This window comes from Streptomyces sp. NPDC048278 (assembly GCF_040652195.1).
Lineage (GTDB): Bacteria > Actinomycetota > Actinomycetes > Streptomycetales > Streptomycetaceae > Streptomyces.
This window is the reverse complement of sequence record NZ_JBEZLP010000052.1, coordinates 26,309-51,065: the sequence shown is the minus strand read 5'-3', so window position 1 is coordinate 51,065 and position 24,757 is coordinate 26,309. Positions and strand designations below refer to the sequence as shown.

The window sequence follows — 24,757 nt, the reverse complement described above, 5'->3', positions numbered from 1 at the left end:
GTCACCAGCGGCGCACCTCCGTGCCGGTCACCGGCTCCGACGGCTTGCCGTCCACCCCGACCGGCACCTCGCCGTGCAGCATCACCCGGTGCATGACGCGCGGGAAGCCGAGATGGGCGTTGTCGCTCGGCGCGAGGTGGATGGTGGCCCGGTTGTCCCAGAAGGCGACGCTGCCGGGCTCCCAGCGGAAGCGGACCGTGTACTCGGGCCGTACCGCCTGTTCGAGCAGCATCTCCAGGAGCGCGGCGCTCTCCGGGCGGGAGACGCCGGCGATCTGCTCGACGTAGTAGCCGTTGACGTACAGCACCCGCTCCCCGCTCTCGGGGTGGACCCGTACCAGCGGATGCACCGAGGCCACCTGGTGGTCGAGGAGGTGGCGCAGGTAGGAGTCGTCGCCGGGGCGGGGCTGGTAGCCGACGCCGAGGCGGTGCTCGGCGCGCAGGCCGTCGACGAAGGCGCGCACGGGCGCGGAGAGTCCGGCGTAGGCGGCGGCCAGGTTGGCCCAGGTGGTGTCGCCGCCGTAGGGCGGGACTTCCTCGGCGCGCAGGACGGTCGCGGCGGGCGGGTCGATGCGGGCGCCGTGGTCGCAGTGCCAGCCGCGCAGCAGGGTGTGCCGGCGTCGCTGGAGCCACTCGTCGTGCTCCATCCCGAACCGGCCGCCGAGTTCCAGCCGGTCGGCGGTGGTCTCCACCTCCGGGAAGCCGGCCGGTGAGGCGCTGCCGCGGCGGCCGAGCACGACCGGTTCGCCGAAGCGGCGGGCGAAGGCGACGTGCCCGGCGTGGTCGAGCCGCTGGTCCCGGAAGAAGACGACCTTCCAGCGCAGTACGGCCTCCCGGATCAGGGCGACCACGGCGTCGCCGAGTTCCGCGGTGAGGTCGACCCCGGTGATCTCGGCCCCGATGTGCCCGGCGACGGGTCTCACCTCGGCTCCGGCGACGCCCTGTGCCCGTCCTGCCGTACCCCGGTCGGTCGTCATGCGTACTCCGCGTGGTCGTCGGTACCCGTCCAGGGAAGATCGTGACAGCCCGGCGTGCGAGGCGGAAGGGAACACCCGGGTCGGGTTGATCATCGCCCGCCCGGTCCGCGCGGCCGGGGGTACGTCACGGTCCACGGCAACGTCCCCCGCGCGTACCGGGATCGGGCCGTTCCCGGTACGTCGGGCCGTGCGGGGGCCTATGTTCGCGAAGGTACTCGATCTTCGGTTCAGGAGGCCCCCACACATGCGTACCGCGCTCCGTACCGCCATGGCCGGGGCGGTGGCCGCCGGCACTCTGCTGACCTGCGGCACCGCCCACGCCACCCCCGCCGGACCGGGTGTGACCGGCAGGGTGATCAGCCAGACCACCGTCGGGGACACGGACTACGTCCTGCGGGAGATCACCGTCCCGCCCGGCCAGACGACCGGCTGGCACTACCACGACGGCCCGGTCTACGGATACGTCCAGAAGGGTACGCTCAGCCACTTCCACTCCGACTGCAAGGAGGACGGCGTCTACCGGCGGGGCGGCACGGTGTACGAGTCGGGCGGCCCGGCCGACGTCCACCTCGGCGCCAACCTCGGGGACACCGACCTGGTCCTGGACGTGCTGTACGTCCTGCCGCACGGCTCGCCGTACGCGGAGTCCGTGCCGAATCCGGGCTGCGACTTCGAGTAGGGCCGGGCGGCCCGTCACGTCAGTCGTCGGTGACCGGCAACGGGCCTTCGGGCAGCGGCTGTTCGGCCCAGATGGTCTTGCCGCTGCCCGTCTGCCTGCTGCCCCAGCGCTGGGTGAGCTGGGCGACGAGGAGCAGGCCACGGCCGCCCTCGTCGTACGCGTGCGCCCGGCGCAGGTGCGGTGAGGTGGAACTGCCGTCGGAGACCTCGCAGATGAGCGCGCGGTCGCGGATCAGGCGCAGCTGCACGGGCGGTTCGCCGTAGCGGATGGCGTTGGTGACGAGTTCGCTGACGACGAGTTCGGTGACGAACGCGGCCTCGTCCAGGCCCCAGTCGGTGAGCCGTTCGACGGCCGCCTGCCGGAAGTGCGCCACCTCGGCGGGGTCGGACGGCACGTCCCAGGTGGCGACCCGGTCGGCGCCGAGCGCGCGGGTGCGGGCCAGCAGCAGGGCGACGTCGTCGGCCGGCTGTTCCGGCAGGACGGCCTTGAGGACGTTGTCGGTGAGGTCCTCAAGGGAGTCGGAGGGGGCGCTCAGGGCGCGGCACATCTCCTCGGTGGCGCGGTCCACGTCCCGGTCGCGGTCCTCGACCAGGCCGTCCGTGTAGAGGGCGACGACGGATCCCTCGGGCAGTTCGAGCTCCGTCGCCTCGAAGGGCAGCCCGCCGACGCCGAGCGGTGGTCCCGCGGTCATCGGGATCAGCTCGGCCGCGCGGCCCGGCAGCACGACCGCGGGTGCCGGATGCCCGGCGGCGGCGAGGCTGAGCCGCCGCGATACGGGGTCGTAGACGGCGTACAGGCAGGTGGCGCCCAGTTCGGCGACCTCCTCGCCGGAGCCGTCGGCGGCGAGGTGGGTGACCAGGTCGTCCAGGTGGGTGAGGAGTTCGTCGGGGGGCAGGTCGACGTCCGCGAGGGTGCGTACGGCGGTGCGCAGGCGGCCCATGGTGGCGGAGGAGGGGATGCCGTGGCCGACGACGTCACCGACGACCAGGCCGACCCGGCTGCCGGAGAGCGGGATCACGTCGAACCAGTCGCCGCCGATGCCGGCCTGCGATCCGCAGGGCAGATAGCGGTGGGCGACCTCGACGGCGGCCTGGGGCAGGCCGCGGGGCAGCAGGCTGTGCTGGAGGGCGAGGGCGGTGGAGCGCTCGCGGGCGAAGCGGCGGGCGTTGTCGATGCAGACGGCGGCGCGGCTGGCGAGTTCCTCGGCGAAGACGGTGTCGTCGATGACGTAGTCGTCGGGATGGCGCATGCGCACGCCCACCACGACACCGAGCAGGACGCCGCGGGCCTGCAGGGGTACGGCGATCATGGAGTGGACGCCCTCGCGGTGGGCCCGTCCCTCGGGCGCGCGGGCGTTGCGCTCGTCGACCCAGCGGCGGAACTCGGGCTCGCCTGCCTGGCCGACCACGGCCCGCCGCTCCCGCAGCGCCCGCGCCGGCGGTGACGCCGCCGGGTGCGCCTCGGACTCGCCCAGCCGTACGGCGGCCTCGGGGGTGCCCTCGGTCACGGAGCCGTGGGCGACCCGGCGCAGGGCGATGTCGCCCTCCGGCACGGTGAGCGGTTCCTCGGCGCCGAGGACCCAGTCGAGGAGGTCGACGCTGGCGAAGTCGGCGTACCGGGGGACGAGGAGTTCGACGAGTTCCTCGGCTGTGCGCACCACGTCGAGGGTGGTGCCGATGGCGGTGGCCGCCTCGTTGAGGAGGGCGAGCCGGAGCCGGGCCAGGTACTGCTCGGTGCTGTCGAAAGCGGCGAGGGCGACGGCGGTGAGCTCGCCCGCGGGGTCGCGCAGCGGCCACATCTCGATGCTCCAGGCGTGCTCCCGGTTCAGGGCGGGGGCGCCGGTGAAGCTCTCGTAGCGGACGGGCCGGCCGGTCTCGACGACCTGGCGCAGATGACGCAGGAAGCCCTCGCTGTGCGGGGCCTCCTCGACGGTGTCCGGGAAGAAGCGGCCGAGCAGGGCCTCCTCGGGGACGCCCATGACGTGGCAGGCGGCGGCGTTGGAGCGGAGGTAGCGCTGACGGACGTCGAAGACCGACATGGACATGGAGGCCTGCTGGAAGGCCTGGCCGGCGAGGGTGGGGTCGGCCTGAAAGGGTGGGTCGGCGGTGAGGACGTAGCCGGTGACGGCGCCGTCGGGGCCCAGGACGGGGCAGGCGGTCAGGGCGATCTCCGTGCGCCGTCCGTCGGCGCACCGCAGCGCGACGGTCCCGCGGCGGGCCTCCGGCGCCTCGGCGGGCACCGGCTCGGCGAGGAGGTCGGTGGCGGGCCTGCCCACGACCTCCTCCGCCCGGTGCCCGGTGAGCATCCGCGCACCCTCGCTCCACCCCGTCACCCGGCCCAGGGCATCGATGATCGCCGCGGCGGCGACACGCTCCATACGCCCCAGGATGAGACCTATGCTCCGGCGCATCAAGCGCGGACCGGGGCCGGCGGCTCAGCCCTGGTGGGCGCGCAGGGCGGCCAGCGCCCGGTCGGCGTGGGTGTTCATGCGCAGCTCGCTGCGGACGACCTCCAGGACGGTGCGGTCCTGGGCGATCACGAAGGTGGCCCGCTTGGTCGGGGCAAGCGAGAAGCCCCGCTTCACGCCGAACAGCTCCCGGACGGCGCCGTCCGCGTCGGAGAGCAACGGCATGCCCAGTGTGTGCTTGCCGGAGAACTCCTGCTGGCGTTCCACGCTGTCCCCGCTGATCCCGACGGGCCGGGCGCCGACGGCCGCGAACTCGGCGGCGAGGTCCCGGAAGTGGCAGGCCTCCGCGGTGCAGCCGGCCGACAGGGCGGCCGGGTAGAAGAAGAGTACGACCGGCCCGTCGGCCAGCAGTTCCGTGAGGTTGCGCGTCGTACCGGTCTCGTCCGGCAGCGCGAAGTCCTCGATCGTGCTTCCCACCTCGACAGGTGCCGCCATCTATCGGCCCTCCTCGTTGCGTGCGACCCCGCGCGCCCACAGCACCAGAGGGATCTGGAGCGGCAGGCGGGCGAGGGCCGCGGTTCTGAGCGGCTCGGGCCGCTTCTGCCAGTCGACGGCCATCTGCACGTTGGCCGGGAACACGCCCACGAAGAAGGCGGCGGCAGCGCGGGCCGCCGCCTTCCGGGTACGGGGCAGGGCGATCCCCGCCGCCAGCGCCAGCTCGACGGCCCCGCTGCCGTACGTCCAGGCCCGCGGGGATCCGGGCAGCGCCTTCGGGATCGTCGCGTCGAACTGCTTCGGCGCCGCGAAGTGGGCGACACCGGCGGTGGCGAGCAGTCCCGCCAGCAGCAGGGGTGAACGTTCGGACCGGGCCACGAAGCCTCCTCTGACGACCTGCCGCCGGATATTACCGGGCGGTACCGGTCCGGGGCGCCGGGGGCACCGTCTCGGCGGCCTCCTGGCCGGACTCGTCCTCGACCGCGTGGGTCAGGAAGTCGTCGACCATGCGGTGGAAGAGGGTGGCCAGCTGCCGCAGTTCCTCCGGCTCCCAGCTGTTGAGGGCCAGTTGCATGCCGCGCGCCCCGGCGTCCCGGACCCGGTCGACGGCGGCCCGGCCGGCGTCGGTGAGTTCGATGCGCTGGGCGCGGCGGTCGTCCGGGTCGGGCACGCGGGTGACGTAGCCCGACCTCTGGAGCTGCTGCACGGTGCGGGTCACGTGGGACGCCTCGACCCCGAGCCGCTGGGCCAGCTCCCCGGGGCGCAGCGGCTCGGAGTCGGCGACCTGGCGGAGCAGGGCCACCGCGGCGCGGTCCAGCGGGACACCGGCCAGGGCCATCAGCCGCTCGTGCTGGCGGGCCCGGGTGCTCAGGTAGGTGATGCGCGTCAGGGCACGCTCGATCTCCACCACCTCCGAGGTGGCGGCGGGGACGTCTGGCAGCGGTTCTGTGGGCATACCGGCCAGTTTACCATATCGTTGCGTAACTCAAGTAAGTTACTGCGTGGGTTTACCCTCCGTACTGCGCAGAGCGTACGCACCGGCTGTCAGACGCGGTGCTCACGCAACGGCCCGACGGTGAGTCCCCGCTGGTCACAGCTGTCCAGGAGGTGTGGCAGCGCGCCCAGGGCCGAGCGCCAGGCGCCCGGCGCCGAGGTGCAGTCCGAGTCGTGCAGCAGGATCGTGCCGCCGCCGTCCAGGTCCCGGACGACCGTACGGTGGACGGAGTCCGGGGTGGCGCGGGCGGTCCAGTCCTCGCCCCAGCAGGTCCACAGCACCGGCGTGAGGCCGAGGCGGCGGGCGGCGAGGTGGGCCGCGGTGGACATCACTCCGTACGGCGGCCGGAACAGCCGCGGCGGCTGCCCGGTGAGGTCGCCGACGGTGTCCCGGGCCCGGGCGAGGTCGTCGTGGGTGGCCCCGGGACCGCGCAGCAGGAGCGGCCGGTGCAGCCAACCGTGGATCGCTGTCTCGTGCCCGGCCGCGGCGATCTCCCGGACCAGGCCGGGCGAGCGGCGGGCCTCGCGGCCGAGCAGGAAGAAGGTGGCCCGGATCTTCCGCTCGTCCAGGGCGCGCAGGAAGAACGGGGTCGACAGCGGGTCCGGCCCGTCGTCGAAGGTGAGGGCGACGTGGTCCGCCCGGCCCCGGCCGGCGAGGCGGGGCATGACGCGGTTGCGCAGCGGCCCGAAGGTGGAGATCACGGGAGCCGCGTGCAGGGCGAGCGCCGGGAGGGCGGCGAAGGCGGCCGTACGGAGCAGGCGTGCGGGGACGGTCACGAGTGGTGCTCCTCCTGGTGCGGGCCGCCGGGGTGGGCGTCGTCGTCGAGGTCCAGGGTGTGGCCGATCGCATGGATGACGCCCGGCCCACTACCGGTCGTGGCGACGGCGGTCCCGACGGCTCCGGCCCAGAGGACACAGGCCACGGCCGCACTTGCGGCGAGCCGTCGAACGGCCGAGCGGCGCAGGCTGGGAGCGGGCGGACGGGGACCGCGCGCGGTGGCCTGGCGGGGCTCGTGCGGGGCGGGCGGGAGGCCGGGTGCGGATGCGACGCCGGGAACGGGCGCAACGCCGGCAACGGGCCCGACACCGGCACCAGACTCGGCGCCGAGGGCAAGCGCCGCACCGGAAGCAGACTCGGCGGCGAGGGCAGGCGCCGCGCCGGAAGCGGACTTGACGCCGGAAGCAGGCGCGGCCGGGGCCGTCGGGTGCGGCGTCGGCCGGTGGCGGGCGGGCGGCAGCCGGAGCGGCAGGGGCGCCGGCAGCGGGCCGGGGGCGCGGCAGGCGCGGGCGATCTCGTCCGCGGGGCCCGCTCCGGTGACGGCGAACAGGGCGTGGCCCGCCTCGCGTTGCAGCAGGCCGCGCGGGCCGTCGATCAAGTCGCCCAGCACGTCCTTGAGTTCGGCCGGGTCACGGATCCAGGCGGCGACCCCGGCCTCGTCGAGCGCGGCGGCGTTGGTGAGGCCGTGGCCCGGTATGCAGCGGTAGCTGGCGACGGGCAGGCCGGCGGCGAAGGCCTCCAGCGAGGTGAGACCGCCCGCGTTCTGCACCAGCACGTCGGCCGCGTGCATCAGGCCCGGCATGTCGTCGACCCAGCCGTAGGCGTGCTCGATGCCGTCGGCGCGCAACTGCCGCACCAGGGCGTCGTTGCGACCGCAGACGACGACCGGTACGGCCGCACCGCAGTCGCGCAGTTCCAGGGCCACCTGGCGGACCGGGCCGACACCCCACGAACCGGCGACCAGCAGCGCCAGCGGGGCGTCCGCGGGGAGCCCGAACCGGTCCCGGGCCGCCCGGCGTTGCCCGGGGTCGGCGGGACGGAAGCGCGGGTCCGCCACCGGGCCGCCCACCCGCACGTCCCGGGCACCCAGGGCGCGGGCCTGGGCGGCGGGCACGGCGTGGGCGGCGAGATGGACGTCGACGCCCTCGGCCACCCACAGCGGGTGCACCGAGAAGTCGGTGAGATAGGTGAACACCGGTACGTCGAGGCGGCCGGTCAGCCGCAGCCTGCCCAGGACACGGCTGGCGCCGGGATAGGTGGAGACGACGGCGCCGGTGTCGGCGGGGAGGGCGGCACGCAGCCGGTGCTCGGCGGTGCGCAGCAGCGCGCGGGCCAACGGGCCGCCGCCTCCGGCGCGTTCGGTGCTGGTGTAGACGCGCTGGTAGATCCAGGGCGCCCGGACGAGCATCCGGTGGTAGCCGTCGCGGACGGCCCGGCCGAGCCGGGCGGGGAGCAGATCGAGCAGGTCGTACCGGTCGACCGTGACACCGGCCGCCGTCAGCCGGCGTTCCAGTTCGCGCGCGGCGCCGTCGTGGCCCGCGCCGATGCTCGCGGAGACGATCACGACGCGCTCGGCGGCCGTCGCACGCCGGGAGGCGCGGTCGGGCCGGGGACGCAGGGCGGCAACCGCCAGGGCGCGCAGATGCACCGTACTTCCGAGGTGGGGCATGGGTGGATTCCTCCGCAGAGACTCCGCAGGTGGAGTGGAGCGGCGAAACTCTACAACATGTAGTAGGTAAACTCGTACAACTTGTAGTAGACGACTGCCACTCGGCTCGGCGACCACGGAACCCGGTTCTACATGCCGTAGTAGCAGTCCGGGTAGGCTGTGGGCTCGAACGTTGGTTGAAGGACGGTGAACGGTGCGCGACCGGAAGATCGAGGAGACCGGCGAGGCATCCGGCCGTCGGGCCCCCGGCGAGTTGGAGAGCGGGGTGCTGGCCGCCCTCTGGGCCGCGTCCGAACCGCTGACCGCCCGGCAGGTCCAGGAACGGCTGCCCGGGGACCTCGCCTACACGACGGTGCTGACGATCCTGTCCCGGCTGCACGACAAGGGCACCCTGGTACGGCACCGGGCGGGCCGGGGCTACGCGTACGCGCCGGTGCGCGACGAGGCGTCCGACACGGCCCAGCGGATGCACACCCTGCTGGAGCGCGGTTCCGACCGGGAGGCCGTGCTCAGCCGGTTTGTCTCCGAACTCTCCGAGGAGGACGAGCAGTTGCTGCACCGGCTGCTCGGCGAACACGACGCGGGCCCGGCCGGCGAAGGGCCCTGAGCCGGTGACCGTCAGCGTCTACGTCCCCTTCCTGGTCACCGTGGTCCTCGCGGTGGCCGCGCCCCGGCTGGCCCGGCGGTTCGCGCCGCGCCCGGCGGCCTGGGCACTGGCAGGCGGCGCACTGGTGACGGCGCTCGGCTGGCTGGGTTCGCTGGCGCTGCTGGCGTTCACCGGACTCGCCCAGATACCCGAAGTCGCCGAGGAGGGCCGCTGGTCGGTGGCGGCACTGCGCGCGGACGACCCCGTGTACCTCACCGTGTCCGCGGTCGCGGCGGTCGCCCTGCTCGCCTCCCTCACCGGCCTCGCCGTAGCCGCCGTACGGCAGGCCCGGCATCTGCTCTGGGCCCGTCGGGAGTGCGCGCGGCTGCCCGGGGACCTGGAGCTGGCCGTGCTCGACGACGCGTCGCCGCACGCCTTCGCGCTCCCCGGGGCGCCGGGCCGGATCGTGGTCTCGCACGGGATGCTGCGCTGCCTCGGCGACACCGAGCGGGAGGCCCTGCTCGCCCACGAGCGGGCCCATCTGCACGGCCGCCACCACAGGTTCCAGAGCGCATGGCGGCTCGCCGCCGCGGCCTGCCCCCTGTTGCGGCCGTTCGCCGAGACCGGCGGTTACGTACTGGAGCGCTGGGCCGACGAGGAGGCCGCGGACCACGTCGGGGACCGGACGGTCGTCGCCCGCGCGGTGGGCCGCGCGGCCCTCGCCTCGGCCCGGCCCCCGGCCGGCGCCTCGCTCGCGGCGACCGGCGGCGCCGTGCCGCAGCGGGTCCGGGCGCTGCTCGCCCCACCGCCGCCGCGCCGCGCACTGCCGCTGGTCGCGGGGGCCGCGCTGCTCGTGGTGTCCTGCGCGAGCCTGGCGGAGGCCACGTCCGACAGCGAACGCATGATCGAGGGCGCCCAGTTCGCCGCGTGCGTCACCGCGTTCAAGGACTCCGGGACACCGGCGCAGCCGCCCGAGCACGGGCCCTGCTGCCACCCGCCCCGCGACCGCGACCACGACGAGCCGGGCCGACACCCGCGCTGAGCCCGGCGGGGCTTGACAGCACGATCGTCACGGGGGATATCGTCACCCGACGATCGGCAGGATTCCTGATGGTCGATCGGTCGCCCGCCGGCGCCGCCCCACGGTCCGGGCCCCTCCCGATCGGAGCCGCATGTCCCTTCTGGCACGACCTTCGGCCGCCGCGCTCGTCGCGAAGACCCTGCAACGCCTGACCGGGTTCGCGAGCAGGCGCCCCAAGGGCCCGGGCTCCGACGCCGCCTCGCACGCCCGGTTCCCCGAGTTCCCGCGCACCGTGCGGACGTTGACCGTCCCGACGTCCGTCGCCCCGGCCCGCGTCACGGTCTACCTGCCGCCGGCCACGACGCCCGCTCCCCCGGTGCACGTCAACTTCCACGGCGGCGGATACGTCATGTCGCTCACCGAACTCGACGACCCGCTCTGCCGGTTCCTCGCCGCCGAGGCCGGGGTGGCCGTGGTCAACGTCGACTACGTCGTCGCCCCGCAGCACCCCTTCCCGGCTCCGCCGCGCCAGGCCTACGAAGTGGTCCGCTGGGTCGCCGAGCACGCCGCCGAACAGGGCTGGGACGGCTCCCGGGTGACCGTGGGCGGGCAGAGCGCCGGTGGCGGACTCGCCGCGGCGGTGGCCCGGCAGGCGCTGGCGGAAGGCGGCCCCTCGATCGCGCTCCAGGTGCTGCACTATCCGCCGCTGGACCTGGTGACGAACGCGGCGGACAAACAGGCCGCGATCGCCAGGCCGATGCTGCGGCCCTGGATGGCGGAGGTGTTCGACACGGCGTACGTGCCGGAGCCGAAGCGGCGCGCCGACCCGCTGGTCTCCCCCGCGCATCCGTCGGACACGGCCGACCTGACGGGGATCGCACCGGCGCTGGTGATCACCGCGGCGTACGACCTGTTGCGGGCGGAGGGCGAGCGCTACGCCTCGCGGCTGGGGGCGGTGGGGGCGTTGGTGGAGCATCACGAGGTCGCGGAGGCCGACCACGGGTACGACGGCAAGGACGACGTGAAGGCGCGGGAGGTGTATGCGCTCATCGCGCGTCATGTGCGTGAGGTGCACGGGCGGGGCGCCTGAGAGCTCGGGGGGGTGCCCGGTGGTGCGCGACGGGCCGTCGTCGGTGGCTGGTCGCGCAGCCCCCCGCGCCCTCCAAGGGGGCGCGGCACGCACCGGCGTTCAGACGGGCAGGGATACGCCGAACTTGTCGGCCTGTTCGGTGAGTTGGCTCCACACCTTGGGCGCCACCGGGATGCCCTTCGCGCCCCGCTCCTCCGCCACGGCCGCGCTGCGCTCACCGGGGTAGAACACCCCGTCCGCGCCCTCCGCGACCGGTAGCCCCTTCAGTGCGGTCAAGGTGTCGTCGACGTTCGCGACGAAGGTCTCCGGGTCGCCGAAAGCCGCCGGGTCCACGGCGACGAGGAGGGCGTTCTGCCGGTGTTTGCGGTCGCCGGCGTGGAAGGAGGCGAAGATCGGGGCTCCGACCAGGACGCTGGTCAGGAGTTCGAAGGCCAGGGACATCCCGGAGCCCTTCGCGCCGCCCAGCGGCAGGGGCATGACCGCCCGTTCCGGGTCGGTCGTCGGAGTGCCGTCCTCCGCCGCGGCGGCCCCCTCCGGCAGCGGTGTGCCGTTCGCCCTGGCCTGGCGGATCCTGCCGAGGGCGACGGTGGCGGTGGCCATGTCCAGCAGCAGCGGGGCGTGTTCGCGGGCCGGTACGGCGATGGCGAGGGGGCTGGTGGCGACGGCCGCGCCCTGGGCGCCGGTGTAGCCCATGTTGGGCATGCCGGCCACGAAGCCGAGCCCGACCAGGCCCTGTTCGGCGATCCGGGACGCGTAGCAGCCGATGGCGCCGGTGTGGACGGTGCGGCGGACGCCGACCGAGGCGATGCCCGTCTCGCGGGCCCGTCGTACCGCTTCGTCGGCGGCGGCGGTCAGGGCGACGGGGCCGGGGGCGCGGTCGGCGTCGAGGACGGCGGCGGCCGGGGTCGTCGACTCGATCGTCATCTTCGGGTGCGCGTTGGCGATGCCCTTGGCGAGCAGGTCCAGGTAGGCGGGGACGCGGGCGGTGCCGTGCGAGTCGACGCCGCGCTGCGCGGCCCAGACGAAGACGTCGGCGGTGGTGCGGGCGTGCTCGGCGCTCAGGCCGCCCTTTTCGAGGAGGGCGGCGGAAAAGGCGCGCAGGTCGTCGGCGGGCACCAGGATCTTGGCGGGGGTGCTGGACATGGTTGCGGTGTGTCTCCTGGCTAGCGGGTGACTAGGACGTCCACGACGGCGGTCGTGCCCTCGGCCACGGCCTTGAGGGCACGCTCCAGCGCCGGCATGAGCGCCTCCGAGGTGTCGACGGTCTCGGTGTGCATGCCGAACGGCTCGGCGAACGCGGCGAGCCGGGGCAGCCGGTGCAGATCGGTGCCGAGCCATTCGCCGGTCTGGGCCGCCGCGCCGTCGGGGTAGAAGCGGCGGTGGTTGAGGTTCATCGACTTGTAGACACGATTGTTGAACACGACGATCAGCAGCGGCAGTTCGTATGCGTGGGAGGCGTCGTACGAGGGGATCACCGGGTTGTAGGCGAAGGCCCCGTCGCCGATGGTGAGGACCACCGGCCGCTCCCTCGCGGCGAGTTTGACGCCCAGGGCGACGGCGATGCCCTGGCCGAGTCCGCCCTGGACGTAGAAGTAGGAGTCCGGGGCGGGGGTGCGGAGATGGCGCCTGACGACGCGGCTGTGGGTGATGGTCTCGTCGACGACGATCGCGTCCTGTCCGTCAAGCAGTCCGCGCAGGGCGGCGGCGACCAGGACCGGGTCGACGCCCTCGGCCTCGGCCGCCTTCGCCTCGGCCGCCTCGATCGCGGACTGCTCGGCGGCGTGCCGTTCCTGCTGTGCCGCCCGGCGCACCTCGACCGTCCGGTCGTCGAGGTCCCTGGCCCGCTTGGTCAGCTGGCGCAGCGTGTTGGCGACGTCGCCTTCCAAGTACGTGTCGGCGAAGAGCACTTGGTAGACGACGTGCGGGCGCTGCGGGACCTCGTCGATGACGACGACCTTCGCCCGGGAGGGGCGGCGGGAGGGCGGGTAGAAGGGCGCGCGGCAGTTGACGAGGAGGATCAGGTCGGCCGTGTCCATCCAGGGCCCGATGTCGCTGCCGGCGTGCAGCGGATGGGTCCGCGGGAAGTTGCCGCAGACCGCCGAGTCCGGCTCGACGACGGGGATGTGCCAGGCCTCGGCGAAGGCGACCAGAGCCTCGAAGCCGCCCGCCTCGCGCCCCGCCGTCTCGGTGACGATCACGGGGTTGGCCGCCTCCCGGACGAGGTGCGCGACCGGGTCGACCTCCTCCGGCGAGCTGTGGGTGGCGCCGGGCGGCACGACGGGCTTGGCCTGGCGGCCGTCCCAGTCCTCCAGGAGGATCTCCAGCGGGATGTTCAGGTAGGCAGGTCCGGCCGGGGCCCGCCAGGCCAGTTCCGCGGCCCGGGTGATCATGGTGGGCAGCGTGTGCACGCTGGCGGCCTCGGTGGACCACTTGGTGAAGGGCCGGGCGATGCCGTGCGGGCCGCCCACGACCGACAGGTTGCGGTACCACTGGCCGCCCGGGTCGTGGCCGGGGGCGTCGCCGTACGTGGTCGACTCCGAGGAGGCGACCACCATCGGCACGCCGGCCAGCAGCGCGCCGTGCACGGCCATCGAGCCCTGGAGCAGGCCCGGGGCCGCGTGCAGCAGCACACCCTGGGGGCGGCGCGCGATCAGCCCGTACCCGGTGGCCATGCCGACGGCGACCGTCTCGTGGGTCAGGTCGAGGTAGCGCGGGGCGGGTTCGCCGTCGCGGTGACGGCGGGCCAGTGCCTCCCAGACCGGGGCCCATTCGGAGCCCGAGGAGCAGAAGACGTGGTCGGCGCCCGCCGCGTGGAAGGCGGAGACGACGGCGTCGCCGCCGTCGAGCCGTGGGGTGGTGGTCATCGCCGGTGCGTCCTCAGCCCTCGACCGGCCAGTTCAGGACCTCGGAGACACCGCGGCCCATGATCCATTCGAGCTCCTCGGGCGTGAAGTCCCAGTGCTTGGTGAACTGCTCGATGGTGTCGGTGTAGGTGATGCCGTGGCCGAGCAGCCGGGTGATGTCGGTGCCGTAGAAGCAGCGCTGCGGGCCCATTTTGTCGACCATCTCGCGCACGTACTTCTGGATGTTGTCGTTCGGGAAGGGCTGCGTGGAGTAGCCCGGCAGCGCCGACACCTTGACGTAGATGTTCGGGTGGACGTGCAGGTCGGCGGTCTCCGAGACCCAGTAGCCGATCGCGTCGTCGACGCAGCGGGCCATGATGCCCATGTGGTCGATGATGATCTTCAGCTCGGGGTGCCTGGCGGCGATCTCGCCCAGCTCGCGCTTCCAGATCGGGGCGTGGACCATGGTCGGAATGCGCAGCTCCTCTGCGACCGGCCAGTACCAGTCGTTGGTGCCGTCGATCATCCAGTTCCGGTCCTGCGGCCGGTGGAAGGTGAGCCGGGTGCCCTTCACGTGCGGGTTCTGCGCGAAGTCCCGGAGCATCGCCCTGCCCTCCTCGGGCTTGTTCTGCGGGATGCGGGCCATGATGCCGAACCGGTCCGGGTGGGCCTCGCAGGCCTCCAGGGCGTAGTCGATGCGGTCGCCCTCCCAGGACGGCGGCAGGATCAGCGCCCGGTTCACGCCGGCCTCGTCCATCAGCTCCAGGGCCTCCTCGTAGGAGAAGGGGTCCTCGCGGTGGCCGTTGAGCCGGATCCGCTCCCGGGCGCCGGGCACCCAGGGGCGATCCGGGGTCTCTTCCTTCCAGATGTGGATCTGCGTGTCGACGACGAACATGGCGCGGACTCTTTCTCTCGAACGAGGGTGTGGGGTGGTGCGGAGGGAACGCTAGGCAAACCGCGGGCTCTTGCGGAGATCCCGGCGCGCAAGCTGTTGTTGCACGGAAGTGCGCTGTTCGCGGGGCATACGGCCGCTGTCTCAGGCGTCGCCGAAGACGGCCGCGGTGATGTGTTCGGCGATCGCCATGGAGGCGGTGGCGGCCGGCGAGGGGGCGTTGCGTACGGCCGTGATCCGGCCGGCCCGGTGGATGCGGAAGTCGTCGACGAGCGTGCCGTCGCGGTCCAGTGCCTGCGCCCGTACGCCCGCCCCGCCGCGCACCACGTCACGGACGCCGACGCCCGGGACGTACCGCTGGGCGTCCTTCATGAAGGCAGCGGCGGAGAAGGAGCCGCGGTACTCCTTGATGCCGGTACGCCAGTGCCGGGCGGCCATCCGCCAGGTGCCGGGGTAGGCCGCGAGGGCCAGCAGGTCCCTCGGTGACACCGTGCTGCGCCGGTAGCCCTCCTTGGCGAGGGCGAGGACGGCGTTGGGGCCGACCTCCACCGAGCCGTCGACGCGCGGGGTGAAGTGCACACCGAGGAAGGGGTAGCGCGGGTCGGGCACCGGGTAGACGAGCCCGCGGACCAGATGGGTCCGGTCCGGCCTGAGCAGCATGTATTCGCCGCGGAAGGGGATGATGCGGGGCTCCTGCCGGTCCTGCGCCAGCCGGGCGACGGAGTCGGACTGGAGGCCGGCGCAGAGGACCAGCCGGTCGACGCGGACCCGGTCCGGTCCTGAGGCGACCTCGATGCCGCCCGGCACGGTGGTGACGGCGGTGACCGGGAAGCCGAGGCGCACCTCGCCACCCGAGTCCACGACGTCCCCGGCGAACGCGCGGGCGACCGCCGGGTAGTCGGTGATCGCGGTGCGCGGGGAGTGCAGGGCCGCGATGCCGCCGACGTGCGGTTCGAGTTCCCGGATCTCCGCCTTCGAGATCCGCCGCAGCTCCGGCACGTGGTTGTGCTTCGCCCGCTCGTACAGGTTCGCCATCCGGCCGAGCTCGTCCTCGCGGACCGCCACGACCAGTTTGCCGATCTCGTCGTACGGCAGCCGGCGGTCCTGGCAGTACTCGCGCAGCAGGGAGACGCCCCGCACGCACAGATCGGCCTTGAGGCTGCCCGGCGGGTAGTAGATGCCCGCGTGCACCACGCCGGAGTTGTGGCCGGTCTGGTGCCGGGAGACCTCCTGTTCCTTCTCCAGGACCACGACCCGGGTACCGGGGCGGCGCAGCGCGATCTCGCGGGCCGTGGCCAGGCCCACGATGCCGGCGCCGACCACGCCGACCGTCTCGTCACCCATCGGCCCGCTCCCGGGCACCGATGTGGACGGCCACCGTCTTGACGCGCGTGGAGAACCTCAGGACCTCCTCGCCCTGCTCCTTGTAGCCGGTCCCGGAGTCGTGGAAGCCGCCGAACGGCAGATGGACGTCCCAGCCCGTGGTCGTGGTGTTGACGGCGACCTGCCCGCACTCGGCCTCGTCGGCGAAGCGGTACGCAAAGCCGAGGTCACGGGTGAAGACGGCGGCGGCGAGCCCGAACCCGGAGTCGTTGACCGCTTCGACGGCAGCGCCGAAGTCACCGACCGCGCGGACGGCGAGGACGGGCCCGAAGACCTCCTCCCGCCAGACGGCCAGGTCCGGGGTGATGCCCGCGAGGACGGTGGGTTCCAGGTAGCAGCCGTGGGGCCGCTCGCTGTCCGATCGGCCTCCGGTGAGCACGGTCGCGCCCTGCTCCACCGCCCGGTTCAGGTCGGCGAGGACGCTGTCGCGCTGCTTGGGGCTGGACAGCGGGCACAGGGTGGTCGCCGGGTCGGTGCCCGGGCCGACGGTCAGCTCCTGTACCTCCGCGACCAGCAGCGCGACGAACTCGTCGTGCACCGGCTGCTCGACGATCACCCGGCTGGTGGCCGTGCAACGCTGTCCTGCCTGGCCGAAGGCGGCGGCCACGACGGCCTTCGCGGCGGCGGGCAGATCCGCGTCGCGCAGCACCACCGACGCGTTCTTGCCGCCGAGTTCGCCCTGGAAGCGGACGTTGCGGTCGGCGAGGCGGCGCCGGATGCGGTTGCCCACGGCGTTGGAGCCGGTGAAGGTGATGCCGGCGATCCGGGGGTCGTCGAGGAGGGCCTCCTCGATCTCGGCGGTCCGGCCGGTGACGACGTTCAGGACACCCGCGGGCAGGCCCGCGTCGTGCAGGGCCCGGGCGAAGTGGAGCCCGGCCAGGGGTGTCTCGCCGGCCGGCTTGAACACGGCCGCGTTGCCGGTGGCAAGCAGCGGGGCGAGCTTGCGGGCCGGGGTGATCAGCGGGTCGTTCCAGGGGCTGATCACCAGGATCACGCCGATCGGCTCGCGCTGGGTGTGCGTACGGTGGTTCGGGCGTGCGTCGTGCAGGAGGGTGCCGTAGCCCTGGCGGGCGAGACCGGCGTAGTACTCCAGGAAGTCCGCGGCCTTCAGCGTCTCGCCGGTCGCCTCGGCCCGGGTCTTGCCGTTCTCGGCGGTGACGTCGGCGGCGATCTCCCCGGCCCGCTCCCGGATCAGCCGGGCCGCCTCGGTGAGGACCCGGGCGCGTTCGAAGGGGCTGGTGCGCTTCCAGGCGGCGAAGCCGCGCTCGGCGTGGTCGTAGGCCCGGGTGACGCCCTTGGCGGAGAGGGCCGGGACACGGGCGAAGGGGGTGCGGACGTCGGCGGGGTCGTGGACGTCGATCCATTCGCCGGTGCTCACCCACTCCCCGCCGAGGAGGGTATCCAGAGTGCGCATGGAGATCACTTCCTTTGTCGTCCGCGCTGCCGCCCGTGCGGGCCGTCTGCGACAACACACCATGTGGGAGGGGGTCCACCAGCCCCACGGGGGCAGGCATAGATTGCGCTGCGCGCGAGCCGTGGGGCGCATGATCCATGCTGGAATCGGGCGGACCGGACAGGTTCCGAGACACGTTCCGAGACACGTTCTGAGGAGAAGACGGATGGCATACACAGTCGTCGCCCGCTACCGCTGCGCGCCCGCCGACGCTGCCGCGGTGCGCGCCGCGCTGCTGAAGGCGCGGGAGGCCACGCGGACGGAGCCGGCGAACCTGATGTACGACGTGCACGTGGTGGAGGGTGAGCCGGGTGGGTTTCTGCTGTACGAGCGGTACGTGGACCGGGAGGGGTTCGAGGCGCACAAGGCGGCCGAGCACTTCAAGGAGGTCGTCGTGGGGGTGGTGTGGCCGTTGCTCGTGGAGCGCACGGTGACGTTCGCCGAGGTGATCTAGCGGCTGCCGGGCTGGTGCGAGTGGAAAGGGCGCGGGTCGTGGTGGGTTGCTCGCGCAGTTCCCCGCGCCCCCAAAAGAAAGGGGCGCTGCACGAGCGCCCCTTCAGGGGCGCGGGGAACTGCGCGACCGGCCATGACGGACCCGCAGGCGAGAACGCTCAGAACTCGTTGCCCCAGCAGTACCGGGCGATGGTCTCGACCAACACGAGCTTCTTGAGCTGACCGTCGGCTCCCAGGAGCGGTCGGCTCGCCACGTCGGCGAAGCCCCGCGAAGGGGAGACGGCGCCGTCCTCCAGGTCCTTGAACTCACCGACCGCGTCGATACGGGACATGACGGCGTCGATGTCCTCCAGCTCCGGCACCGTCGCGTCGACCACCCCCAGGCAGAAGTCCCGGTCGTCCGGCAAGGCCCGGACCAGGTCGAGTTCGGCCCGCGTGCCCTGGTCGAACGGGAGGATCCAGCGGTCGGCGCCGATGCCGGCGTACAGCTGCTCGGCGCGCGCGAGGTCCAGCTCGGCCGGGGCCGACCAGCCGGGGGCGAAGCCTATGCGGACACCCTCCGGACGCTCGTCGAGGCGTACCGCAAGGGCGTCCACGGCCAGCGCGTCCGCGAACGGCAGGGCACCGGGATCGGCGGGGCCGGGGCCCAACTGGGCCAGCAGGAGCGGGTTGTCGAGCTGGATCAGGCGGACGCCCGCCGACACCAGGAGCTGGATCTCGGCGCGCACGATCTCCGCGAGGGCCTCGCCCAGCTCCCGCGCCGAGGAGACGCCGAGGCCCGGCCGGAAGGTGGTGGCCGCCAGGTACGCCGGGGAGGGCAGGGTGGCCTTCGGGGCGATCACCGTCAGGCCGGCGAGCCGGGCGGCCCGGTCGGCGAGCAGCGGGCCGTCGGCCTTGGGCAGGGATTCGGCGACCCAGCGGACCAGGCCGTCCGGGCCCGTCTCGTCGGTACGGCGGAAGCCGGACACGCCGTCGAGGACGGCGCTCCGGAAGTCCTCGCGGGGGTAGTCGCCGTCGGTGACGACGGTGGAGCGCAGCTTGCGCTGGTAGGCGACCGCCTCCCGGACCGCCGCGTCGACGGCCTCGGGGTCGGCGGTGGACAGGCCCGCCGGGCGGACCAGGCTGCCGTGGTGGTCGATGCGGTAGTTGAACGTGTCCGCCATGGTGTCAGTCCTTTCCGCCGGAGCCGGTGACGCCCCACGCGGCGAACTCCAGCTCGTAGCCGAGCGCCTTCAGGACCTCCTCGGCGATCCGCTGGTCCTCGTCCGCGGTGCCGCCGGCGATGCCGAGCCCGCCGATGACCTCGCCGTCCTTCTTGATGGTGACGCTGCCCTCGGCGGCCATGATGGGGAGGGCCGCGCCGGGGAGTTGGGAGAGCTGGGCGAAGAAGACGGGCTGGCTCTCCTGCCACTTCTTCAGCATCGGGCCCGGGCGCTGCATGACGGCCGCGGTGTAGGCCTTGGCGCGGGCGATGTCGGGGGTGAGCGGGCGGGCGCCGTCGGGGCGGCGGATGGCGACCGGGAAGCCGCCGGCGTCCACGACGGCGACGCTCACCGCCTTGCCGATCTCCTCGGCGCGCTGGTGGGCGGCGCCGATGATCTCCTCGGCGGCGGCCAGGGTGAGGCTGGTCATGCTGCTTCCTTCGGTGCGGTGAGGGTGCGGCGGAGCCGGGCGACGGCGGCGTTGTACTGCCCGGGCGCCTCCCAGTACATGGAGTGCGGGGCGCCCGGGACGATCTCCAGGTGCGAGCCGGGCAGCAGTTCGTGGGCGCGGGTGACGGTCTTCACGCCGAGGACCGCGTCCTTCTCCCCGGCGAGGAAGGCGACCCGCACGCCGGAGGCCCGGATCTCCTCCAGGGTCGGGCCGTCGGTGTCGAGGTTGCGCAGGTCCTGCATCCTGGCCACGTTGAACGTGCCCATCTGCTGGAAGAGGAAGGTCAGGTCGGCCCGTTCCCGCTGGAACGTTCCGGTCAGCAGCCGGTCGATGACGGGGAGCTTCACCGCCTCGGCCCGGTCGGCCGCGGCCAGTTCCCGCAGCTCGGGGTGGCTGATGCCGCCGAGGGAGTGGCCGAGGACGACCGAGGAGACCCGCTCGGGGCGGAGCAGGCCGGCGCGCAGGGCGGCGACGGAGCCGATGGACTGGCCGACGAGCATGGCGTCGGTGATGTCCTCCTGGTCGAGGACGGCGACGACGTCACCGGGGAAGTCCTGGCCGTCGAACTCGGCCATGGAGGAGTCGGACTTTCCGAAGCCGCGCAGGTCCACGGTGAGGACCGTGAACTCCTCCCGCAGCGCGGCCACTTGTTGCCACCAGGCGGCGTGGTGGCCGCCGCTGCCGTGCACGAAGAGGATCGCCGGGCCGCTGCCGTGGCGCTCGTAGTAGATGGAGGTGCCGTCGGAGTCGGCGAGGGGCATGGGGTGAACTCCCGTACGGATGCGCTCAGTTGGGGCGGCGGCTGTGGTGGACGAGTTCGATCATGGTGTGGTCGGGGTCGTGGATGTAGCAGAACTTGGACTGGTTCTCGGGGCGTTCGATCGGCCGGGTGTGCCGGATGCCCAGCTCCGTGAGGTGGGCGAGGAAGTCGTCCCAGTCGTCGACCTCGACGGCGAAGTGGTAGGGCGCCATGCGCTCCATCTCCTCGACGGGAGTGAAGTGCAGGTCGAAGTTGCCCCGGGTCATCAGCACCACGCGGGTGTTGGACTTGGGCTGGATGCGCTTCATCCCGAAGACCTTGGTGTACCAGGCCGCGGTGCGGTCGGGGTCGGTGGTGGGGAAGTTGACGTGGTGGATGTAGCGGGGTTCCGCGGTCATGAGTGGTTGCCTTCCAGGTGTACGGGGTTGGACAGCGCGCCGATGCCGCTGATCGCGACCTCGACGGTGTCGCCGGGGTCGATCCGGCACGTCGACTCGGCGCCCATCCACAGCACGTCACCGGGGTGCAGGGTGATGTGCCGGGTGATCTCGACGATGTAGTCGAAGGGGTCGAAGACCATGTCCCCGGTCGGGAACGCGGCGCGCACCTCACCGTTGAGCCGGAGCGTGGTGGTCTGGGCGAGGGCGTCGACGTCGGTCTCGATCCACGGGCCCATCGGCTTGAACGTGTCGCTGTTCTTGCTGCGCCAGAACGTGCGGTCCTGGTGCTGCCAGGTGCGGGCGCTGACGTCGTTGCCGATGGTCCAGCCGAAGACCGACTTCCGGGCGTCGTCGTACGTCGCGTGCCGGACCGCACGGCCGATGACGGCGACGAGTTCGGGTTCGGCCTCGAAGCGTCCGGTCACCCCGGCCGGCTTGACGATCGGCGAACGGTGGCCGGTGAGCGCGTTGTTGGCGCGGTAGCCGACCTCGGGGCGCTCGGGTGTCGCGGCCCCGGCGTGCTCGATGTGCCGGGGGTAGTTGTAGCCGACGGCGTAGAACACGCCCGGGACCACGGGCGGCAGCCAGGTGGCGTCGGCGACCGGGATCGTGCCGAGGACGTCGGGCTCGCCCTCCAGCGGCGACCCGGAGAGCAGTTCGACACGGGACTCCCCCACCCGGCCCCAGACCGCCCGTCCCTCCACCGAGACCCGTGCGTACCTCATGGCGTCAGCAGGTGGGAGACGCGCTTGGTGACCAGGTAGGCGTCCAGTGCCTCCGGGCCGCCCTCCCGGCCGTACCCGCTCTCCTTGACCCCGCCCGAGGGCGCCTCGTGGACCGAGCCGCCGCAGTGGTTGATCGAGAGGATGCCGGCCTCCAGCCCGTCCGAGAGTCTCTCGGCGGTGGCGGCCGACCTGGTGAACCCGTAGGCGGCCAGGCCGTACGGCAGGGAGTTGGCGGTGGCCAGGGCGTCGTCGAGGTCACCGAAGGGCACGATCGGTGCGAGCGGCCCGAACGGCTCCTCGGAGAGCAGGTCCGCGTCGGCCGGTACGTCGGTGAGGACGGTCGGGGCGAAGAAGTAGCCGGGGCGGTCTAGCCGTTCGCCGCCGGAGCGGACCGTGGCGCCCTTGCGCACCGCGTCCGCCGTCAGCCGCTCCACCGACCGCAGCCGCCGCTCGTTGGCCAGCGGACCCATGGTGGTGCCCTGCGTCAGCCCGTCGCCGACGACCACCGATTCGGCGGCCTTGACGAACTCGGCGGTGAAGTCCTCGGCCAGGGACTCGTGGACCAGGAAGCGGCTGGGCGAGGTGCACACCTGGCCGGCGTTGAAGAACTTGGCCTGGGCGGCGCGGCGGGCGGCCTGTCCCGGGTCGGCGTCGGCGCAGACGATCACCGGGGCGTGTCCGCCGAGTTCCATCAGGGTGGGTTTCATGACCTGGCCGGCCGCGGCGGCGAGGAGCTTGCCGACGGGCACCGAGCCGGTGAAGGCGATCATCCGGGTGACCGGGGAGGCGATGAGACGGGCGGAGACCTCGGCGGGCTCGCCGAAGACGAGGTTGAGCACTCCGGCGGGCAGTCCGGCGTCCGCGTAGCACTCCACCAGGGCGGCGGCCGTGGCCGGGGTCTCCTCGGAGGCCTTGATGATCAGCGAGCAGCCCGACGCCAGGGCCGAGGAGATCTTGCGGTTGGGCCCGCCGACGGGGAAGTTCCAGGGCACGAAGGCGGCGACGGGGCCGACGGGTTCGCGGCGGACGGTGAGGACGGTCCCGGGTGCGGAGGGCACGATACGGCCGTAGGCGCGCCGGGCGTCCTCGGTGTGCCAGCGCAGGGTGTCCGCGGTGCGCCTGGCCTCGCCCGTCGACTCGGCGAGGGTCTTGCCCTGCTCCAGGGTCATCACGCGGCCGATGTCGGCGGCGCGTTCGGCGATGAGGTCGGCGGCCCGGTCGAGGACGGCGGAGCGCCGGGCGATCGACGTCGCGCGCCACACCTCGAATCCGTGCTCGGCGGCTTCGAGTGCGCGGTCGAGGTCGGCGGGGGTGGCGAGGGGGACCTCGCCGATCGTCTCCTCGGTGGCGGGGTCGACGACGGGGGCGGTCCGTCCGGAGCCGCCCCGGCACCACTCGCCCGCTATGTACATGCGGACGGCGGGATAGCCGTGGTCGGTGGTCATGAAGGGGTGCCCTCTCAGGTTCAGGACGGGGTGCGGGACGCGGTGGGGGCTTCCTGGTCGCGGTTGGTGCGCAGCGCCCAGATGTGGTGCGGCGGGCTCGTCTCGTGGACCCGGGTGCCGTACGTGTCGTCGGCGCGGTCCATGTCGGCGGCGTACTCGACCCGGCCGCCGCACGGGGCGTGCAGGAAGCGGAAGACGTTGGAGCCGATGGTGTGCCGGCCGAGCCTGCGGGCCTCGCGCCAGCCGTGCTCGATCATGTGGTTGCCGCCCTCGATCACGTCGTCGAAGCCGGGCACCTCGTAGGCGATGTGGTTGATGCCCGCCCGGTCGGGGCGGTGGCACAGCAGCATGGTGTGCTGGTCGTCGTCGCCGGGTGCCTGCAGGAAGACGCCCATCGGCTCGACCACGTCGGTCGGGCGGAACCCGAGCCGGTCGACGTAGAAGCCGACGGCCGCCTCGCGGCCCTCCTGGGGGATGTTCAGGGCGACATGGCACATGCGCAGCGGGCGGACCCGGGTGATCGGTTCCAGGGCGGTGTTCCAGCGGGTGACGCTGCCGAGGGTGTTGGCGGGGCGGGGCGTGACCGGGGCGGGTGCGGGGCGGGCCAGGGTGAGGCCGACGCCGAAGCCGGTCCGGTCGACGGTGTGGTGGACGCCGTCGGCGCTTTCGCGGACGGCGCGGTCCCGGCCGGCTGCCGTCACCAGCCGGGCCAGTTCCTCCGGTGTGTCGACGCCCCAGACGACCTCGCGCAGCGTCGGCCCGTCCTCGACGGGGGCCGGCAGCAGCGGCGACGGCCGGGAGTCGAGGTGCAGGGTCTGGCCGGTGAGGGTCTCGAACACCGCGTGCTCGTCGGTCCGTTCCAGCATCGACAGCCCGAAGTCGTCGAAGAACCGGACGCATTCGGCGATGTCGTCGACGCCGTAGGTGACCGATTCGATTCTCTGGATTCCCATGGATTCCTCGTTTCCGGGTCGCCTCGCGAGCGTAGATTTCGGCCGACGAGGACCTCAATGGCGTGAGTGGTACGGAATGCGCAAGCGTTTCTTGCGGCTTGCGCTACGACCGGATCGTGGGAATCGGGTTCTGCGCGAACCACCCGGCGAGGAAGTCCAGGAAGACGCTGATCTTGCGCGGGGTGTCCTGCCCGGGTCCGTAGATCGCGTACAGCGGGCGGTCGGGCACGGCGAGGTCGGGCAGCAGCACCTGGAGGGCGCCGGAGACGAGGTCGTCGTAGGCCGGGCGCTGGGGCAGCAGGGCGATGCCGCGGCCGTGCACCGCCGCCTTCTGGAGGGCGATGTAGGAGTTGGACGAGAACGCGATGTTGCGGATCTTGTGCAGGGTGCTGGCGTGCCCGTGGCCGATCCGCCAGACCGGGTCGTTCAGGTGGACCAGGCAGTCGTGGCCGGCGAGGTCGTTGGGGTGGACGAGCGTGCCGCACCGTTCGATGTACTCCGCCGAAGCGCACAGCACGAAGGGCAGCGAGGCGATCTTCTTCAGCCGGACGCTGGAGTCCCTGAGGTCCCGGGTGTGGAAGGCGACGTCGAATCCGCTGTCCAGGAAGTCGTAGGTGCGGTCCGACATCCCGCCGAGCTCGAACCTGACCTGGATCTTCGGATGGGTCGCCGAGAACGCGGCGATGGCGTCCCCGAGGTCGAGACTGCCGATCCACTTGGGGCAGATGACGCTGAGGGTGCCCTCGGGCCGGTCGTGGAGCTGGGCGATGCCGGCGTCCTCGGCCTCGATCTCGTCGAGAATGCGGGCGGCGAACTCGGCGTAGCGCCGGCCCGGCTCGGTGAGGCTGACGGAACGGGCGGTGCGGTTGACCAGGCGTACGCCGATCTGCCGCTCCAGCTCCGCCACGTGCCGGGACACCAGGGAGCCGGACGAGCCGAGTTTCTTCGCGGCCCCGCTGAAGCTGCCGACCTGGGCGACGGTCACGAAGCTGTGCATGAGGAGCAAGCGGTCCATTTTTTCCTCCGAACGCGCGTGCGGCTCGCTCGCGCCGGTCACCCACAC

At 73.0% G+C, this 24,757-nt stretch carries 25 protein-coding genes; 5 read left to right on the top strand and 20 right to left on the bottom strand.

Annotation, left to right across the window (positions count from 1 at the left end):
- Position 1: 1 nt before the first annotated feature.
- Positions 2–976 (bottom strand): TauD/TfdA family dioxygenase, encoded by a 975-nt coding sequence (locus AB0D74_RS46900; protein WP_362601458.1) that lies wholly within the window; start codon positions 974–976, stop codon positions 2–4.
- Positions 977–1,220: 244 nt separating this feature from the next.
- Here AB0D74_RS46900 and AB0D74_RS46895 point away from each other — a divergent pair, with 244 nt between their 5' ends.
- The gene (locus AB0D74_RS46895) at positions 1,221–1,655 is read left to right on the top strand and encodes a cupin domain-containing protein (RefSeq protein ID WP_362601455.1); all 435 of its coding nucleotides are present in this window, start codon (positions 1,221–1,223) and stop codon (positions 1,653–1,655) included.
- Between the two features lie 19 nt (positions 1,656–1,674).
- Here AB0D74_RS46895 and AB0D74_RS46890 read toward each other — a convergent pair whose 3' ends face one another.
- The 6 genes from AB0D74_RS46890 to AB0D74_RS46865 all read right to left on the bottom strand — a co-directional run bounded on the left by AB0D74_RS46890 (position 1,675) and on the right by AB0D74_RS46865 (position 7,997).
- Positions 1,675–4,032 (bottom strand): SpoIIE family protein phosphatase, encoded by a 2,358-nt coding sequence (locus AB0D74_RS46890; RefSeq protein WP_362601453.1) that lies wholly within the window; start codon positions 4,030–4,032, stop codon positions 1,675–1,677.
- 57 nt (positions 4,033–4,089) lie between these two features.
- Positions 4,090–4,557 (bottom strand): peroxiredoxin, encoded by a 468-nt coding sequence (locus tag AB0D74_RS46885; RefSeq protein WP_362601450.1) that lies wholly within the window; start codon positions 4,555–4,557, stop codon positions 4,090–4,092.
- Positions 4,558–4,935 (bottom strand): DoxX family protein, encoded by a 378-nt coding sequence (locus AB0D74_RS46880; protein WP_362601447.1) that lies wholly within the window; start codon positions 4,933–4,935, stop codon positions 4,558–4,560.
- Between the two features lie 31 nt (positions 4,936–4,966).
- On the bottom strand, positions 4,967–5,512 hold the full coding sequence (locus AB0D74_RS46875) for a MarR family transcriptional regulator (RefSeq protein ID WP_362601444.1): 546 nt from the start codon (positions 5,510–5,512) through the stop codon (positions 4,967–4,969).
- An 89-nt stretch (positions 5,513–5,601) separates the two neighbouring features.
- Positions 5,602–6,327: a polysaccharide deacetylase family protein gene (locus tag AB0D74_RS46870; RefSeq protein ID WP_362601441.1), complete on the bottom strand. Its 726-nt coding sequence runs from the start codon at positions 6,325–6,327 to the stop codon at positions 5,602–5,604.
- A complete protein-coding gene (locus tag AB0D74_RS46865; protein WP_362601438.1) occupies positions 6,324–7,997 on the bottom strand; it encodes a glycosyltransferase in 1,674 nt (557 codons plus the stop codon). Before AB0D74_RS46865 ends, AB0D74_RS46870 begins: the two co-directional genes overlap by 4 nt.
- Positions 7,998–8,190: 193 nt before the next feature.
- Here AB0D74_RS46865 and AB0D74_RS46860 point away from each other — a divergent pair, with 193 nt between their 5' ends.
- From AB0D74_RS46860 to AB0D74_RS46850, 3 genes are all read left to right on the top strand, one after another.
- The gene (locus AB0D74_RS46860; protein ID WP_362601436.1) at positions 8,191–8,604 is read left to right on the top strand and encodes a BlaI/MecI/CopY family transcriptional regulator; all 414 of its coding nucleotides are present in this window, start codon (positions 8,191–8,193) and stop codon (positions 8,602–8,604) included.
- Between the two features lie 4 nt (positions 8,605–8,608).
- Positions 8,609–9,625 carry a M56 family metallopeptidase gene (locus tag AB0D74_RS46855; protein ID WP_362601433.1) on the top strand — a complete coding sequence of 339 codons (1,017 nt, stop codon included), beginning with the start codon at positions 8,609–8,611 and terminating at the stop codon, positions 9,623–9,625.
- A 130-nt stretch (positions 9,626–9,755) separates the two neighbouring features.
- Positions 9,756–10,694 carry an alpha/beta hydrolase fold domain-containing protein gene (locus AB0D74_RS46850; protein WP_362601430.1) on the top strand — a complete coding sequence of 313 codons (939 nt, stop codon included), beginning with the start codon at positions 9,756–9,758 and terminating at the stop codon, positions 10,692–10,694.
- Positions 10,695–10,793: 99 nt separating this feature from the next.
- Here the strand turns inward: AB0D74_RS46850 and AB0D74_RS46845 are convergent, their stop codons facing one another.
- The 5 genes from AB0D74_RS46845 to AB0D74_RS46825 form a co-directional block, all read right to left on the bottom strand.
- Positions 10,794–11,837 carry an Ldh family oxidoreductase gene (locus AB0D74_RS46845; RefSeq protein ID WP_362601427.1) on the bottom strand — a complete coding sequence of 348 codons (1,044 nt, stop codon included), beginning with the start codon at positions 11,835–11,837 and terminating at the stop codon, positions 10,794–10,796.
- A gap of 20 nt (positions 11,838–11,857) precedes the next feature.
- A complete protein-coding gene (locus AB0D74_RS46840) occupies positions 11,858–13,558 on the bottom strand; it encodes a thiamine pyrophosphate-dependent enzyme (RefSeq protein WP_362601424.1) in 1,701 nt (566 codons plus the stop codon).
- A 13-nt stretch (positions 13,559–13,571) separates the two neighbouring features.
- A complete protein-coding gene (locus AB0D74_RS46835; RefSeq protein WP_362601421.1) occupies positions 13,572–14,432 on the bottom strand; it encodes an amidohydrolase family protein in 861 nt (286 codons plus the stop codon).
- A gap of 141 nt (positions 14,433–14,573) precedes the next feature.
- Positions 14,574–15,773, bottom strand: a complete 1,200-nt coding sequence (gene lhgO, locus AB0D74_RS46830; RefSeq protein ID WP_362601418.1) for an L-2-hydroxyglutarate oxidase — start codon at positions 15,771–15,773, stop codon at positions 14,574–14,576.
- The gene (locus AB0D74_RS46825; protein ID WP_362601415.1) at positions 15,766–17,226 is read right to left on the bottom strand and encodes an aldehyde dehydrogenase family protein; all 1,461 of its coding nucleotides are present in this window, start codon (positions 17,224–17,226) and stop codon (positions 15,766–15,768) included. The genes lhgO and AB0D74_RS46825 overlap by 8 nt, the downstream gene beginning before the upstream one ends.
- A 205-nt stretch (positions 17,227–17,431) precedes the next feature.
- Here AB0D74_RS46825 and AB0D74_RS46820 point away from each other — a divergent pair, with 205 nt between their 5' ends.
- Positions 17,432–17,719 (top strand): antibiotic biosynthesis monooxygenase, encoded by a 288-nt coding sequence (locus tag AB0D74_RS46820; RefSeq protein ID WP_362601412.1) that lies wholly within the window; start codon positions 17,432–17,434, stop codon positions 17,717–17,719.
- 157 nt (positions 17,720–17,876) lie between these two features.
- Here AB0D74_RS46820 and AB0D74_RS46815 read toward each other — a convergent pair whose 3' ends face one another.
- From AB0D74_RS46815 to AB0D74_RS46780, 8 genes are all read right to left on the bottom strand, one after another.
- A complete protein-coding gene (locus tag AB0D74_RS46815) occupies positions 17,877–18,881 on the bottom strand; it encodes a methionine synthase II (cobalamin-independent)-like protein (protein WP_362601409.1) in 1,005 nt (334 codons plus the stop codon).
- Between the two features lie 4 nt (positions 18,882–18,885).
- Positions 18,886–19,350 carry a heme-binding protein gene (locus tag AB0D74_RS46810; protein ID WP_362601406.1) on the bottom strand — a complete coding sequence of 155 codons (465 nt, stop codon included), beginning with the start codon at positions 19,348–19,350 and terminating at the stop codon, positions 18,886–18,888.
- Positions 19,347–20,132 (bottom strand): alpha/beta hydrolase, encoded by a 786-nt coding sequence (locus AB0D74_RS46805; protein WP_362601403.1) that lies wholly within the window; start codon positions 20,130–20,132, stop codon positions 19,347–19,349. The genes AB0D74_RS46810 and AB0D74_RS46805 overlap by 4 nt, the downstream gene beginning before the upstream one ends.
- 25 nt (positions 20,133–20,157) lie before the next feature.
- On the bottom strand, positions 20,158–20,529 hold the full coding sequence (locus AB0D74_RS46800) for a VOC family protein (protein ID WP_362601400.1): 372 nt from the start codon (positions 20,527–20,529) through the stop codon (positions 20,158–20,160).
- Positions 20,526–21,296 (bottom strand): fumarylacetoacetate hydrolase family protein, encoded by a 771-nt coding sequence (locus AB0D74_RS46795; protein WP_362601397.1) that lies wholly within the window; start codon positions 21,294–21,296, stop codon positions 20,526–20,528. The genes AB0D74_RS46800 and AB0D74_RS46795 overlap by 4 nt, the downstream gene beginning before the upstream one ends.
- On the bottom strand, positions 21,293–22,741 hold the full coding sequence (locus AB0D74_RS46790) for an NAD-dependent succinate-semialdehyde dehydrogenase (protein WP_362601394.1): 1,449 nt from the start codon (positions 22,739–22,741) through the stop codon (positions 21,293–21,295). The genes AB0D74_RS46795 and AB0D74_RS46790 overlap by 4 nt, the downstream gene beginning before the upstream one ends.
- Positions 22,742–22,761: 20 nt before the next feature.
- Positions 22,762–23,694 carry a VOC family protein gene (locus tag AB0D74_RS46785; RefSeq protein WP_362601391.1) on the bottom strand — a complete coding sequence of 311 codons (933 nt, stop codon included), beginning with the start codon at positions 23,692–23,694 and terminating at the stop codon, positions 22,762–22,764.
- A gap of 103 nt (positions 23,695–23,797) precedes the next feature.
- On the bottom strand, positions 23,798–24,709 hold the full coding sequence (locus tag AB0D74_RS46780) for a LysR family transcriptional regulator (protein ID WP_362601388.1): 912 nt from the start codon (positions 24,707–24,709) through the stop codon (positions 23,798–23,800).
- Between the last annotated feature and the right edge of the window lie 48 nt (positions 24,710–24,757).